Here is a 14,639-nt window from a genome sequence, read left to right as displayed (position 1 = left end):
AATTCTCAAACAAATTTCAATTTTCAATGTTCGAATGACCAAAACGGGTGCCCGCGTCGAGCGGAGAGTCAGGCCGCCGGCTCGTTTTGATCATTGGGTTTTGGTCATTGGTGCTTGTTTGAGAATTGGTGCTTGGAAATTGGTCATTGGTCATTTGACTCTTTTCCGCTGGTCCTTGTCACGCCTCACCCGTCCCCTTTTCCACCCCACTCAGCACCTCCCTGACCAACGGCACCGACAACGTGCGCCGCTCGGTCAGCGCGCGGTGGGCACCGGCCTCGACCAGCTCGGCCATTCGCCCGGCGTTTCTCGGCGCGCGGCTGAGGATGTAATCGACCACCCCGCGGCCGAGCATGACTTCGTGTTCGGCCGCCAGGCCGCGAACCAGTTCAGCCAGCTCGTCCTCCTCGAGCGGCTTGAGGGTCAGGCGCGTGGCCTGGCCCAGGCGCGAGCGCAGGTCGGGCAGCTCGAAGCTGTCGCGGCCCGGCCCGCTCATGAGCACGCCGGTTCGCTCGGAACGCCAGCGATTGAGGGCGTTGAACAGGGCCCGTTCGCCTTCGTCGTCGCCGGCCAGAGCGTCGACATCGTCGATCACGACCCAGTCGCCGTCAGCATGCTCGAGCAGCATGCGTTGCCGCGGCCTGCCGAGCGCGATGAAATGGACTTGCTCGCCGCGCTCACAGCGGTCGGCAAAGAAGGCGGAAACCAGGTGCGAGCGGCCCGAACCGGTCGGACCGGCCAGGAAATACCACCCGCCGGGTTCGACCCCGTGCGCCAGCGTGGCCACCACCGCCTGATTGGGCCCGGCGATGAAATTGCCGAAGCGCGGACGACGCGGCGGCTTGAGCGCCAGGGGCAACTGCGCACGACTCACGCCGGCGACCTCAGGACGTCGAATCGCCGTCGCGGCGTGCGCGGCGCACACGCACGGCTCTGCCGGTCCAGATCCACACGTACTGCACGAGGGTGATGACGGCCATGAAAACAACCAGCCAGACCAGGCCGATCTGCGCCTCACTCGGCAGCGGCAGGCCGGCCAGGCGCAGCAGCACGAACCACATCAGAAACACCTGGCAGAAGGTGTTGAAACGCGAAAGCTGGGTCGGCTCGGCTTCGAATCGTTCGAATCGCGTGTAGTAGATATAGCCGCCGACGACGATGACCAGGTCGCGGGAGATCACCAGGGCGATCAGCCACCAGGGCAGTTCAGCCAGCCAGCCGAGCGTGAGGTAACCGGCCATCATCAGGAACTTGTCGGCCAGCGGATCGTAAATGCCGCCCCAGCGTGTCTGCCAGGAAAAGCGTCGGGCCAGCCAGCCGTCGAGCAGGTCGGAGACGCCGGCGAACACGGCCAGCGCCAGTGCCCACTGGTACTGGCCGATGAGCAGCAGCCAGACCATTGGCGGCACGACCAGCATGCGCGCGACGGTAAGCAGATTGGGCAGAAAACTCAGGTTCAACGCACCAGCCTGAAGTGAAGATGCCGCTCCCCTTCGTGACGCTCGAGTTCGAGCAATCCGCCCAGACCGAGGTAGGTCTCGATATCCTGGCCGCCGGCCAGGACCTCGAAGGTAACCTGCCTGCCCTCGGCCGAGGCGACGCGAACCTCGTCGATCACGCTGAGGTTCTCGAGGTAGCGCAAGACCTCGGCGTACTGGACCTCGTCGACAATGCCGCCGACGGTGATCTGCCAGCGCGCCGGTTCGCCGTCGAGATCGATCACCGCGTAGCGCGCTGCCAACGTCGAGGCCAGCCGGTCGAGACCGCCGCGAATCAGCTGCTCGGAGTCGCCGCCGCTGTGGTTGAGGCCGGTCTCCTGGCCGCCGACACGCCAGCGCCAGCGAGCACTCCACAGCGGATCATCCGGGTCGGGTTCCTGCAGGCGCAGATCGAGCATGGCGATGACGCCGGTTCCATAGCGACTGGCGCTGGCCTCGGCCGAACCGAGGAAGCCGCCGCGAACGTCCTGCAGGGAGATCTCGGCCAGGTCCATGGCGTCGCGCAAGGGCCGAACCACGTCCAGCCCCACGCGGCGCGCCTGATCCTGAATCACCCAGTTCAGACGGGCATTCTCCATGAAACGCGTGCCGTCTTCGTCCTCGACGACGGCCCAAAGCAGGACGGCCGGCCGCTCGCGTCCCCAGCGCGGCAACCCGCTGCGCTTGAGCAACTCGTTGATCGAGGGCTCGTCGAACTCGACTTGCAGGTGGAGGGATTCCCGGGATTCACCCTCGGCGCCGACGACATCACGACGAACCAGTTGCTGGGACAGAACCAGGTCGTCGAGCGTGCCCGCACCCAGGCCGAGTTGATCGACCAGCGAACGATCGAAGCGACCGGTCAGGCGGGCCAGTACCCGGTCGAGCGCCCTAAGCTGCTCCGCCGTGCCGCTGCGCGCGCCGCGCTCGACCTCGACTTCCGCCGTGTACAGCGAAACCGCGTCCGCAGGAGCGGGCAGGACCAGGAACAGCGCCAGAAATGACAGAAATCGAGGCATCACGCCGCAAAAGATAGCACAGGCCCGGGCCGCTTCATCCGCGTTGTTCGGCGAAGGCCTCTCGCGCCTCGGCGAACTGTCGCTGCGCCTTGTCCAGGTAGGCCATGACCTCGTCGATATAGCCGTCGGCCGAAGCGGTCCAGACCCGGTTGATGTAGCGCTCGCCGGCGGCAAAGGCGCTCATGATGTCGGCATAGGCCTGCAGCCCGAAAGCGTGCTGCATCGACTCGCGGGCATCCGCGAATGCGGTGAGATCCTCGCGGAAGTGCCGGTCGATCTCGAAACGGAACTCGTGCGGCGGGACGCGATCACGGCGGCCAACCAATTCATCGAGATTGCGGCAGATGCTGTCCAGTGCCGTCTCGAGGGTACCGAGATTACCTTCGACGTGATGCGCGTCACTCGCGCCGGCATGGTGGCTACGCTTGAGCATGACGATGCCAACGAAGCCCAGGGCAAGGGCCGCCAGGTACGGCAGCCAGGCAACGGTCTCGACCGACAGCACGGTGAACAACGCACCCAGCACGAAGCCGGCGATGATCAGAAAGATAGCAAGTGCCTTCATGCGCCCATCCCCTGGTAGATCTTGGCCATGGCAAAGCCGACGCCGACCAGGGCCTCGCCCACGATCAGCCCGGCAGCCACCGGAATGCCGACATCGTCGGCGAAGCGCTGTCCCAGCTTCCAGTCGCTGATGACGCGAACCAGCGTTCCGATGGCGTAGGTCAGAACGATGGCGAACGGCAGATAGAAGCCCAGGCCGGCCGTGATGCCCAGCCCCGGCGATGCCACGCTCAGCAGGGCGCCCAGACCGGCGCCGGCCAGGTACTTGTCGATCGGCACATCGCCCCCGAGAATGCCCGAAACCATGCTGGCCAGGGCCTGGCCCTGCGGTGCCGGCAGCTTGTCGCTGCCCAGGCCATAAGCCTCGTGCAGGATGAAGATCAGCGACACGATCAGGATCGGCCCCAGCCAGGCGCCGAGGAACTGCCCCATCTGCTGCACGCGGGGCGTGGCACCGATGAGGTAGCCGGTCTTGAGATCGAGCATCAGGTCGGTGGCCTGGCTCATGGCCACGCAGACCGCCGCACCCACCATGATGGCGGCAATGATGGCGGACGAATCGTCCATGCCGCGGGTGATGAAGATCATGATCGTCACCGCGATCAGGGTCATGCCCGACAGCGGCGACCAGTTCGTGCGGCCGATCGCCTCCGACAGGATCACACCGGCAATCCATATCCACAGCGTGCCGACCACGCCCATGGTGATGCCGCGCACCCAGCCGGTCTGTTCGGTGGAGGTCACCGCCATGAACACCAGCAAGACGGTGGCGCCGGCGATGGCGAAGTACAGCAGCTTGATCGGCATTTCATCCCGGGCGAGTGCCGCCTCGGTCTTCGCGGCGTTCTGCATGCTCTTGATAGCGGTCACGATCAGCGGCAGGGCCAGAAGCACGCCGGCGACGGCCCCGCCGATGAGCATGCCGATGCCGACGGGACGATAGAGCAGCCCCTGCAGCATGCCCGGATCGCTCAGCGCCCGGCCGGTTTCGGGGTCGGCCGGCATCAGGCCGCTGAGGTCGAGAAACGGCGCCAGGATCCAGTAGCAGAGAAAGCCGCCGATAATGAAAGCCACGCCGCCCTTGCCGGCGATGTAGGCCACACCCACGGTCAGCAGCGACAGATACCAGACGCCGTTCATGTACTCGGGCATGCCGATGCGGCTGCCCAGGTCGTAGTAGCTGGTGCCGCTCATTTGCACGACGGCGTGAACAGCCGCGGCGAACAGGGCCGCACCGATGAGATACATCGCCTTGCGCATGCCCGCCCCAGGCGACTTGAGGATGGTGGCCACGGCCACCCCGCCGGGATAGGTCAGGCGCTCGTAGTCGATCATCTGTTTCCTGAGCGGAATGATGAACGCGATCCCCAGAAAGGCGCCGGCGATGCAGCCGAAGGTCAGCAGAAGCGGGTCGAAATCGGTTTCGCCGAGGATGAAGAAGGCCGGCACCGAGAACATCAGCCCCGAGGCGGCGCCGTTGACCGCGCTGGCCACGGTCTGGACGATGTTGTTCTCGATGATCGAATTGCGCCGCAGCAGGCCGCGCAGGATGGCGAAACCGAGAATGGCGGCCAACTCCGAGCCCTCGATCGAGAAACCGAGAATCAGGGCGGCATAACCGATACTCACGGCGATGATGGCGCCGAGGAAATAGCCGACCAGGACGGCGGTAACGGTCAGTTCGGGGTAGGGCCCGTGACGAACGACGGGTTCAGCTTTGGCATTCAATGTTTGTTCTCCGCTTGCTGGACGCGGCCGACGCTCACGTCTCCCCGGCATCGGCGCCGGGCAAGCCTAGCGCATAACGCCTGCCGGCTCAACGTGGCCCACCCAAACGGGAGCGGTGTTCGAAGGCGCATTTCAGCGGCTCGGCTTATCCGTCATAATAGTCAGCTTCATTCAAGCCACCCGGCCGTACGCGATGAGCGAGCGCAAGTCCCCATCCCTGAACTACCGCGATGCCGGCGTCGATATCGACGCCGGCAACGCCCTGGTCGACCGCATCAAGCCCCTGGTCGCGGCCACCTCGCGCCCCGAAGTGCTCGGCGGCCTCGGCGGCTTCGGCGGCCTGTTCCACCTGGGCGACAAGTACCGCGACCCCGTGCTCGTCTCCGGCACCGACGGCGTCGGCACCAAGCTGCTGCTCGCACGCCAGCTCGACCGCCACGACACGATCGGCATCGACCTGGTGGCGATGTGCGTCAACGACATCCTGGTCTGCGGGGCCGAGCCGCTTTTCTTTCTCGACTACTTCGCCTGCGGCAAGCTCGACGTCAACGCCGCCTCGGACGTGGTCGCCGGCATCGCCGAGGGCTGCAAGCGGGCCGGCTGTGCCCTGATCGGCGGTGAGACGGCCGAGATGCCGGGCATGTACGGCGACGGGGAGTACGATCTGGCCGGATTCGCCGTCGGCGCGGTCGAGCGCGATGCCATCATCGACGGCTCCGCCATCGATACCGGCTGCGTGGTGCTCGGCCTGGCCTCGAGCGGGCCACACAGCAACGGCTACTCGCTGATCCGCAAGGTCCTCGAACTCAGCGCCGAACCGCTGGACACGCCCGTCGCCGACGTGACCCTGGGCGAGGCCCTGCTGGCCCCGACCCGCATCTACGTTCCGCAGGCAAGCAAACTGATCGGTCGACACGATCTTCGCGGCATGGCCCATATCACCGGCGGCGGACTGACCGAGAACATCGTTCGCGTGCTACCCGATGAATTCGGCCTCGAGATCGACACGCGCGCCTGGCGCGCGCCCGGCGTGTTCGATTGGCTCCAGCAAGCCGGCGGCATCAGCGACGCCGAAATGCGCCGCACTTTCAACATGGGTATCGGCTTCGCACTGATCGTGCCGGCCGACGAGGCCGCGGCCATTGGTGAAACGCTGGGCGAGCCGGCCCCCGTCATCGGCCGCGTCGTCGACCGCGGCGACGGCGAGCGCGTGCGCTACCTCTGACGTGACGGATCGCGAGCTTCCGCGCCTGGTGGTGCTGCTGTCGGGACGGGGCAGCAACTTCCGGGCCATCCAGGCAGCCATCGATGCCGATCGTCTCGAAGCGCGGATCGCCGCGGTCGTGACCGATCGGCCACGGGCGGGCGGCCTGGCCCTGGCTGCCGAGGCGGGCATCGACAGCGTTACCTTAGACCCCACCCGCTTTCCCGATCGCGCGCACTTCGAAGATTGCCTGTCGACGGTCATCGACGGTTTCGAGCCTCGCCATGTCGTGCTGGCCGGCTTCATGCGCGTGCTCGGCGAAGACTTCGTCAACCGGTACCTGGGCCGCCTGATCAACATCCATCCCTCGCTGCTGCCGCGTCATCGCGGGCTGAACACGCATCAGCGCGTGCTCGACGCCGGCGAGCGCGAACACGGCGCCAGCGTGCATTTCGTCACGCCGGCCCTGGATGCCGGACCGGTCATCAGCCGGGTGAGCCTGCCGGTCGCACCAGACGACACCGTCGATACGCTGGCTGATCGCCTGCTGCCGCTCGAACACCGTCTCTACCCCGCCACGCTGGCACTTTTGTGCCGTCACCGAGTCGAACTCAACCATGAATCCATTCGAATCGACGATCAGACACTCGATCGGCCGCTGGAGCTCGGCCGCGATCTGGATCCTGACGGTCGCCTGCTCGGGCGCGGCCATGGCGGCTGAGCCGCCCCCGCTGCCGCCCCACGAGGCGACCTACGAAGTCCTCCGCCACGGCAAGAAAATCGGCGAGCTGTCGGTCAGCCTCGAGCAGCTCGACAACGGCGTGTGGCACTACCGTTCCGACACGCGGGCGACCGCCTGGTGGGTCAAGGCCCTGAACGTCTCCGCCGAGGAATCCGCCCACTTCGTCTGGCGCGGCGACCGCATCGTGATGCTGACCTACCACCACGCCCAGAAGGCCCCGGCCAACAACCGTTTCTTCCAGCACCGCACCGACTGGGATGCCGGCACCACCGAGGTTCGCACCGAGGACGGCCGCCAGACTGTCGAACTGCTCGACAACATGGTCGACCCATTGAGCCTGCGCCTGCAGCTGGCGGTCAACCTGGCCGACGAGGTACAGCGCCGGAAGACACACGACTTCACCCTGCTCGACCGCGACGAGGTCAAGGAAAAACAGTACAGCTTCGACGGCGAAGAGGCCCTTGAAGTCCCCGCCGGCTGCTTCGAGGCCGTGCGCATCCGCCGCATCGAGAATCCCGGCTCGGACAAGCACAACCTGTCCTGGCACGCCGCCGATTTCCACTGGATGCCGGTGCGCATCCTCCGCCAGGAAGACGGCAAGGACAAGCTCGATATCCGGCTGCTGGAGACGGACCTGCCCCTGGATGGATGCTGAGGGACGCAGGGGGCCCGTGCGCCGGCGCACCGACAGACCGCCCGGGCCGCCCGTATAATCAGGCGCATACTTACCGCGGAGACCACCGATGCAACGACTCGCCAGCATCACCGCCGTCCTGCTCCTGCTGGTCGGCTGCGCCACCAACCCCGTCACTGGCGAGCGCCAGTTCAGCCTCTACGGCGAGGACTGGGAGCGCCAGGTCGGCGAGCAGCAGTACGCGCCGATGCGCCAGGCACAGGGCGGCGATGTGGTCATCGACGCGTCCGTGGTCGAATACGTCCAGTCCCTCGGTCAGCGCGTGGCGCAATACGCCGATCGCGAGCTGCCGTACGAGTTCCAGGTCATCAACAGCTCGGTGCCCAATGCCTGGGCCCTGCCGGGCGGCAAGATCGCCATCAACCGTGGCCTGCTGACCGAAATGGGTTCCGAGGCCGAGCTGGTCGCGGTGCTCGGGCACGAAGTCGTACACGCCGCTGCCGGGCACAGCGCACACGCCGCCTCCCGCGCCGCCCTGGCGCAGGGCGCGGTCATTCTCGGCAGCGTCGCCGTCGGAGCCAGCACCGACAAGGATGAGTACACCCAGGTCGCCCTGCTCGGCGGAATGATCGGCGCGCAACTCATCCAGCAGCGCTACTCGCGCGATGCCGAGCGCGAAGCCGACTACTACGGCATGCACTACATGAAGCAGGCCGGCTACGATCCGGCCGCCGCCGTCGACCTGCAGGAGACGTTCGTGCGCCTGTCAGAGAACCGGCAGTCCGGCTGGCTCGACGGCCTGTTCGCCTCGCACCCGCCCTCGCCCGAGCGCGTCGAGAGAAACAGACAAACGGCCGACGAGCTGGGCCGCGGCGGACGCATCGGCCGCGAGGAGTACCAGCAGCAGATGGCCTTCTTGCAAAAGCTCCAGCCCGCCTACAAAGCCCACGACGAGGGACGCAAGGCGCTGCAAGAGGGCAATGTCGACCAGGCGCTTGCCAAGGCCAACGAAGCGCTCTCCATCGAGAATGGCGAGGCGCTGTTCCATGCCCTGCGCGGTGATGCGCTGGCCACCCGAGAGAATTTCAGTGCGGCCGAATCGGCCTTCTCCGAAGCGCTGAGGCGGGATTCGAGCTGGTTCTATCACCACCTTCGCCGCGGCATGGTGCGCGCACAGCGCGATCAGTGGTCCGGTGCCCGCGCCGACCTGAAGGCCAGCCTCGAAATGCTGCCGACCGCCGACGCGCACCTTCACCTGGGCAATGTTGAGCGGGCTACGGGCAACCGGCAGCAGGCCATCGAGCACTACCGCACGGCCGCCCAGTCCGACACCCCCGCCGGCGAACGCGCCCGTCAGCAGCTGGTCGAGATGGGTGCCGTTCAGCAGCAATAAAGAAAAGGTTTCAGGGTTCAGGTTTCAGGGTTCAGGCGGCGCGTTGAACGCTCGGGAGCCGGCATTGCCGGGAAAGGCTTGCGGGGGCGAAACGGTTTTAAGAATTCGGGCTCCGGGGGCCGACGCGCCCCCGGAGACCTTCCAAGCTCCCGGGTGGCAAAGGCCTTGGGATTTTCGACAACATTCTCGCCGCCTACTCCACACGCTCCTGAACCCTGAAACCTGAACCCTGAACCCTTCCTTTAGAACGCCACCATCAATCCCACCCCCGAGAACGTCATCCCGATCCCCGCCACCCGGCGCCAGTTCATTTCTTCCTTGAGGAACAACCAGGCGAAAAGCACGATGAAGGCCGCCGCGGTTTCGTTGAGAACCGAGGCCACCGAGGCCAGCGTCAGCTTGTAACCGGCCAGCCAGAGCATCATCGAGACATAGCTGCCGAGCAAGCTGCCGATGACGATGGTCATCCACGGCTGGGCGGATCGATATTGCGCCATCGAGCGCGACCAGCCGCGGGTTGCGTGCAGGAACAGCAGCATGCCGATCGTTCCGGCGGCCAGCCGCACGCCCATGGTCCACATGAAGGACTCGGTTTCCAGCACCGGTTTGACCATGACGATGCCGACCGCCATCATCAGCACCGCCCCCGACCCGAAGGCGACACCCAGACGGATCGCGCGCAAGGAGACATCACGACGATTCTGCCGCCAAGTCACCAGCAGGATACCGCCAAGCACCAGCACGAAGCCGAAATACTGCCACCAGATCAGGACCTCGCCCAGGAACAGGATCGACATCAGGATGACGAAGGGCGAGTAAAGGCTGGCCACGACCCCGGTGCGCGAGGCGCCCATGAGATTGAGCGCGCGCAGGTACCAGGTATCGGCCACGGCGATGCCGACCACGCCCGAAACCACCACCACCAGCCACTCGCCACCTGAATAGCCCGGCCAGCCAATCCCGTCGACGAGCAGTATGGTCGGCACCATCAGCGCCGTCGCCAGCACGTTCTTGAACAGGTTGAGCTCGAACGCCGGAAGGCTCTCCCCCGAGCGGCGGAACATCACGACTGCCAGTGCCCAGCAGGCCGCACAGGCAACGGAAAAGAACTCACCCACGACGCGACACCATGCGCCAGGGAAGCAGCAACAGGGCCGCGATTGCCACCTTCACCCCGTAGTCCCCCACGGCGAGCGTGACCCAGGGCATGCTCGTTCCGTAGAAGGCCAGCGCGAAGAACAGGGCCGTGTCGACCAGCGAACCGATCACGCTCGAAAACAGCGGCGGCTGCCACCAGGCGCGACGACGCAGGCGATCGAAGATGGCCACGTCCATCAGTTGCGAGACCAGGAATGCCGCGCCCGAAGCCAGCGCGATGCGCGGGCTGGCCAGCCAGATCGAGGCAACGACGGCCAGCGCGAAACCGATATAGACAACCCGGCGAGCCGAAGCGGTCCCGAAACGCCGGTTGGTCAGGTCGGTGACGAAATAGGAGATCGGGTAGGTCAGCGCACCCCAGGTCAACCAGTCGTTGAGCGGGAACTGGACGAGATAGTTGGCACTGGCGACGACCAGCACCATGGCGAGAATCATCAGGGGCATGACGAGCGGGCAAGCGTGATCCGACAGACGGCTATTCTAACGGCCCGAATGGAAGGCCATCGGGGGGAATTACCCGGGGCGATGCGGTATCCTCGCACAGGAGATTCAGGGAGGGACGACGCGCTGTCATGATGAACTGGCTGACCCTGCTCGGCGCCGTGCTCGCGGCGTGGGCCGTATTCTGGCTAATGTGGCCGAAACCGCTGGCGCGACTGTTCATGGCGGCCGAACGGCGGCAGGGGCGTTTAAGGATGCGTCGCGTCGACTGCGACGGCATCGACTGGCACATTCTCGAGGGTGGCCACGGCGAACCGCTCGTCCTTCTGCACGGTTTCAATGGCGACGGCTACCACTTCGCCCGAGTCTCGCGCCGGCTCGGAAAGCACTTCCGGATCATCGCCCCCGACCTGCCGGGCTTTGGACAGACCCGTTTCGACGAAGAACTCGACTACAGCATCGAGGCCCAGGCCGAGCGCGTTCTCGCCCTGCTCGACCAACTGGGCATCGAACGCTTCTACCTCGGCGGCAGTTCCATGGGCGGCTACGTCGCCTGCGCGCTGGCCGCCCGGGCGCCGGAGCGCGTGCGGGCCCTTTGGTTGCTCAACCCCGGCGGCCTGCAGAACGCGCCGCTTTCGCCGCTGTTCGAGGTGGTCTACGCGGGCGGCCACAATGCCCTGGTCGTCCGTGACCGCCAGGACTTCGGGCGGCTGATGGACTATTGCTTCGTGCGCCCACCCTGGCTGCCACGACCGCTCGCGCGCGAACTGGCCGACCGGGCCGGTCGCCATGCCGAACGCGCGGCCGAGATTTTCGAAGCAATCCGGTTTCGCTCCACCCCGCTGGAGGAAATCGCCCCGGCAATCGACCTGCCCACGCTGATTGTCTGGGGCCAGGCCGACCAGGTGCTGCATCCCGGTGGCCTGAACCTGCTCGCCGAGCGCATGCCCGAGGCACGCACGCTGCTGTTGCCCGCGACGGGCCACCTGCCGATGATCGAAAAACCCAGGGCAACCGCGGAGGCCTGGATCAGTTTCGCCGAGTCGACTGCACGCCAGGAGACTCAGGAAGCGGCTCGGGTATAGTATTGTGGCCGATGGGGGAGACATGATTACGGGAGGCTCCATGCACAACAATTCGCGAGGCGCCTGACGTGGTCCGGCACGCCATCCCGCCGGAGCGCTTGCGCTGGCAACCCGACACCAAGGACATTCCCGGCGACTCGACCCGGGACATTCCGGTACTCGACGGCACCCTCGGCCAGGATGCGGCGGCAGAGGCCCTGCAGTACGCCATCGCCAGCCCGGGCCACAACCAGCATGTCTTCCTGCGCGGGCCGCGCGGCAGCGGTAGACGCCGCCTGCTCGACAGCGTCTTCAGCAGCTTGCGGCCCGAGGCGCGCCAGAGCCGTGATTTCTGCTTCGTGCACAATTTCTCCAACCCGGATCGTCCGCGGCTGATCGTTCTTTCCCGTGGCGACGGGCGCCCGTTCCAGAAGCAGATGCATCGCATCGCGCTGTTCGTGCGCGAGCGGCTGCCCGATATCCTGGCCAACGACCCCATTCGCGGCCGGCGCGAGGCGCGACGCGAGGCGGCCGAGCGCGATATCCGCCTGCTGCTCAGGCCGCTGGAAAAGAAGCTCGAGGCCGAGGGCCTGGCCCTGACCCGCAGCCAGGCTGGCCCCAATGCGCGCCTGCAGGTATCGGTCCGCATCATGGGCAAGCCGGTATCGCAGGAAGAGTTCCGCAACATGGTCGCGCGCAAGCAGGCCACCGAAGAAGACCGCAAGAAGTTCGACGAGCGGATCAAGTCCTACGACGAAGAAATCCAGAAGATCTCGCGCCAGATTCGCAAGAAGTGGCAGCAGGCGCAGCAGCACATCGAACAGATCGACATCACCGAAACCGCCCGCATCATGGGCGAAATGACCGCGGAAGTCTCCCAGCGCTTCAAGGCCGACGGCATCGAGACCTTCCTGCGCGAGATCATCGACGACGTCCTGGAAAAGCGGATCGGCCACGAAACCAGCCAGCTGGCCGACCCGACCGTGCTCTACGGCGTCAACGTGCTCAACATGGGCCGGGAGGGCAGCGGCGCGCCGACGGTCTCGACCAGCGCGGTTTCCCCGGCGAGCCTGTTCGGAACCGTCGATCCGGCCTGGCGCAGCGGCGGCCGCGCCGTGGCCTCGTTCCAGGGCATCCGATCGGGCACGCTGATCCAGGCCGACGGCGGTTTTCTCATTCTCGACGCCGAGGATCTCGCCAACGAGCCCGAGGTCTTCCGCCAGCTGTTGCGCATCCTGCGCGCCGGCGAAGTCGCCATCGCGGCGCCGACGGCCGACTGGAGCCAGGCGGCCCAGTCACTGCGGCCCGAAGCGGTTCCCGTCGATGTCGGCGTCATCCTGGTCGGCGACCGGGTCGCCTACGACCGCCTGGAATCGATCAGCCGCGAATTCTCCAGACGCTTTCGGCTGCTGGCGGACCTCGAGGCGAGCGTGGCGCGCGACGCCGAAGGTATCGACCGGACCTGCCGTTTCATTTCCGCGGTGGTTCAGCAGGAACAGCTCCCGCCGCTCACCCGCCCGGCCCTGGCCGCCGTGGTAGAGATCAGCGCGCGGCTGTCCGACCAGCCGTCGCGGCTGACCACCCGCATCGGCCGACTGGCCGAGATCGTCCGCGAGGCCGCGTTTCTGGCGAGCCGGGACGACGAAAGTGAGATCGGGCGCGAGCACGTCGAGTCCGCCTTCGGCCGTATCCGGCGACGCGCCGGCCTGCCCTCGGCGGGCCGGACACAGCAGAGCGTCGACAGCGGCCTGGTCCGGCTCCGCGGGCGCACCGCCGGGCAATTGAACGTGATCACGCGCGAGCGCCTGGCCGAAGAGATTTTCGGCACCCCGGCACGCCTGAGCGTGACCATCGCGCGGGCCCGCAACGCATCCCTGTCGCTCGAAAGCGGCGACCACGAGCTGCCGGTTCGGCAATTCCTGCTGCCCATGATCGCCGAATTGCTGCACCTCGACGAACTGCCCCCACTGCATGCCGCCTTGTCCATCGACCCGGCCATGCAGGCCGACGATGCGGGCGCCACCCTGCTGGCCCAGGTCTGCGGCCTGATCGCGGTCCTGGCCGGACACGCCATCCGTCAGGACCTGGCGGTCATCGGCAGCGTCGATCCGCGCGGCCAGGTCGGCCGGGTGGATTTCGTCAACGAGCGCATCGAAGCCTACTTCGATGCCTGCAGCCAATCGGGCCTCAACGGCCAGCAGGGCGTGATCATCCCCGCCGTCGACCGCGACCGCCTGAGCCTGGACAAGCGCGTCATCCGGGCCTGCACCAACGACCAGTTCCAGGTCATTCCGGTTGCCGGCATTCCCGAAGCCGTCGAGCGCCTGACCGGCAAGACAGCCGGCACCTGGAAGGAAGACGCCTTCCCGGAGGACTCCGTGCTGGGCATGGCCCGCCGGGCCCTGGTGAAGTGAATTAGGCGGCAAGCTCAACCATCCCCGCTGACGAAGTAGGCCTCCACTCGATCCGAATCCAGTCTTGGTTCGGAACGCGTTGAGTCGAAACCGCGCTTCAGTCGAGCCGCGTCACGGCCTCATAGAGCAACGCCCGCTCACCGGTGATGCCGAGCTTGTCGAGCGAGCGTTCGAGGCGTTTGAGCATCGGCTCCGGGTCGACGGGGCCGTTTTCGATGCGGGCCCGATCGAAATCGATGAGGTGCCAGTGACAGTCGCCATCGATCAGCAGGTTGCTGGCATTGAGGTCGGGATGGACGACGCCGGCGCGGAAGAAGCGACCGAGCGTCGCGCCCAGGCGTTGCCAATGCTCGGGCTCGAGAATGTCGGCGGCCTCGGGCAGGCTGATGGCGTTCTCGAGCAACCGCGTCAGGATGGCGGCCCGGTAGGTCGCGCCCCGGCGTTCACAGCTGGCGATCAGCGGCTCGGGCACGGGCAGATCCATCCGGCGCAACCGGTCGAGCACCCGGAACTCGCGAAAGCTGCGGCTGCGCTGGTAGCCGGTAAAGAAATACCGCTCACGGCTGACGCGCGCGATCATGCCGCCGCGGAGGTAGCGGCGCAGCACCGCGGGCCCGGCCCCGGTGGCCACGGCCAGCGCCTGGCCGCGGCCGCCGAACTCGGCCAGCACGGCGTCTCTCAGGCGCCAGAACCCGGGATCGAGCCACTCGGGGCTGACCACGTCAAGTGCGGACGGGTCATATAGAATACGGGTCGAGCCTGCTTGCAGTTCCGTTGGCATATCGCCTTTTCACTTTCGA

Annotated in this window: 14 protein-coding genes; 6 read left to right on the top strand and 8 right to left on the bottom strand. The window is 66.3% G+C overall.

The genetic code is table 11. The features are described from left to right. Positions 1–178 precede the first annotated feature (178 nt). The 5 genes from ACDC67_RS05820 to ACDC67_RS05800 are packed head-to-tail and all read right to left on the bottom strand — an operon-like array spanning position 179 to position 4,789. Positions 179–874 carry an HdaA/DnaA family protein gene (locus tag ACDC67_RS05820; protein WP_376691394.1) on the bottom strand — a complete coding sequence of 232 codons (696 nt, stop codon included), beginning with the start codon at positions 872–874 and terminating at the stop codon, positions 179–181. Between the two features lie 10 nt (positions 875–884). Further along, complete coding sequence (locus ACDC67_RS05815; protein WP_376691392.1) at positions 885–1,460, bottom strand: CDP-alcohol phosphatidyltransferase family protein; 576 nt, start codon at positions 1,458–1,460, stop codon at positions 885–887. Next, a complete protein-coding gene (locus tag ACDC67_RS05810; RefSeq protein ID WP_376691390.1) occupies positions 1,457–2,497 on the bottom strand; it encodes a DUF2066 domain-containing protein in 1,041 nt (346 codons plus the stop codon). Before ACDC67_RS05810 ends, ACDC67_RS05815 begins: the two co-directional genes overlap by 4 nt. Before the next feature lie 34 nt (positions 2,498–2,531). Next, positions 2,532–3,062 (bottom strand): hypothetical protein, encoded by a 531-nt coding sequence (locus ACDC67_RS05805; protein WP_376691389.1) that lies wholly within the window; start codon positions 3,060–3,062, stop codon positions 2,532–2,534. After that, positions 3,059–4,789 (bottom strand): OPT family oligopeptide transporter, encoded by a 1,731-nt coding sequence (locus ACDC67_RS05800; RefSeq protein ID WP_376691387.1) that lies wholly within the window; start codon positions 4,787–4,789, stop codon positions 3,059–3,061. The genes ACDC67_RS05805 and ACDC67_RS05800 overlap by 4 nt, the downstream gene beginning before the upstream one ends. Positions 4,790–4,982: 193 nt before the next feature. Here ACDC67_RS05800 and purM point away from each other — a divergent pair, with 193 nt between their 5' ends. From purM to ACDC67_RS05780, 4 genes are all read left to right on the top strand, one after another. Then, entirely contained in the window at positions 4,983–6,014 is a 1,032-nt protein-coding gene (purM, locus tag ACDC67_RS05795) for a phosphoribosylformylglycinamidine cyclo-ligase (RefSeq protein WP_376691385.1), read from the top strand. Position 6,015: 1 nt separating this feature from the next. Further along, positions 6,016–6,714 carry a phosphoribosylglycinamide formyltransferase gene (purN, locus tag ACDC67_RS05790; RefSeq protein ID WP_376691384.1) on the top strand — a complete coding sequence of 233 codons (699 nt, stop codon included), beginning with the start codon at positions 6,016–6,018 and terminating at the stop codon, positions 6,712–6,714. Further along, on the top strand, positions 6,704–7,390 hold the full coding sequence (locus ACDC67_RS05785) for a DUF3108 domain-containing protein (RefSeq protein WP_376691383.1): 687 nt from the start codon (positions 6,704–6,706) through the stop codon (positions 7,388–7,390). The genes purN and ACDC67_RS05785 overlap by 11 nt, the downstream gene beginning before the upstream one ends. A gap of 88 nt (positions 7,391–7,478) precedes the next feature. Beyond that, positions 7,479–8,762, top strand: coding sequence for a M48 family metalloprotease (locus tag ACDC67_RS05780; protein ID WP_376691382.1), 1,284 nt, complete (start codon positions 7,479–7,481; stop codon positions 8,760–8,762). A 242-nt stretch (positions 8,763–9,004) separates the two neighbouring features. Here ACDC67_RS05780 and ACDC67_RS05775 read toward each other — a convergent pair whose 3' ends face one another. Together ACDC67_RS05775 and ACDC67_RS05770 are read right to left on the bottom strand one after the other, a co-directional pair. After that, positions 9,005–9,880 carry a DMT family transporter gene (locus ACDC67_RS05775; RefSeq protein ID WP_376691380.1) on the bottom strand — a complete coding sequence of 292 codons (876 nt, stop codon included), beginning with the start codon at positions 9,878–9,880 and terminating at the stop codon, positions 9,005–9,007. Continuing rightward, the gene (locus ACDC67_RS05770) at positions 9,873–10,364 is read right to left on the bottom strand and encodes a queuosine precursor transporter (protein ID WP_376691379.1); all 492 of its coding nucleotides are present in this window, start codon (positions 10,362–10,364) and stop codon (positions 9,873–9,875) included. Before ACDC67_RS05770 ends, ACDC67_RS05775 begins: the two co-directional genes overlap by 8 nt. A 128-nt stretch (positions 10,365–10,492) precedes the next feature. Here ACDC67_RS05770 and ACDC67_RS05765 point away from each other — a divergent pair, with 128 nt between their 5' ends. Both ACDC67_RS05765 and ACDC67_RS05760 read left to right on the top strand, forming a co-directional pair. Then, complete coding sequence (locus ACDC67_RS05765; protein ID WP_376691377.1) at positions 10,493–11,446, top strand: alpha/beta fold hydrolase; 954 nt, start codon at positions 10,493–10,495, stop codon at positions 11,444–11,446. Between the two features lie 68 nt (positions 11,447–11,514). Further along, positions 11,515–13,839, top strand: coding sequence for an AAA family ATPase (locus ACDC67_RS05760; protein WP_376691376.1), 2,325 nt, complete (start codon positions 11,515–11,517; stop codon positions 13,837–13,839). Positions 13,840–13,936: 97 nt separating this feature from the next. On the opposite strand, the gene ACDC67_RS05755 is transcribed toward ACDC67_RS05760, so the two are convergent. Further along, complete coding sequence (locus ACDC67_RS05755) at positions 13,937–14,620, bottom strand: 3-deoxy-D-manno-octulosonic acid kinase (RefSeq protein WP_376691374.1); 684 nt, start codon at positions 14,618–14,620, stop codon at positions 13,937–13,939. Positions 14,621–14,639 lie beyond the last annotated feature (19 nt).

Source organism: Wenzhouxiangella indolica (assembly GCF_042310355.1).
Classification (GTDB): domain Bacteria; phylum Pseudomonadota; class Gammaproteobacteria; order Xanthomonadales; family Wenzhouxiangellaceae; genus Wenzhouxiangella.
This window is presented reverse-complemented; position numbering and strand designations above follow the sequence as displayed.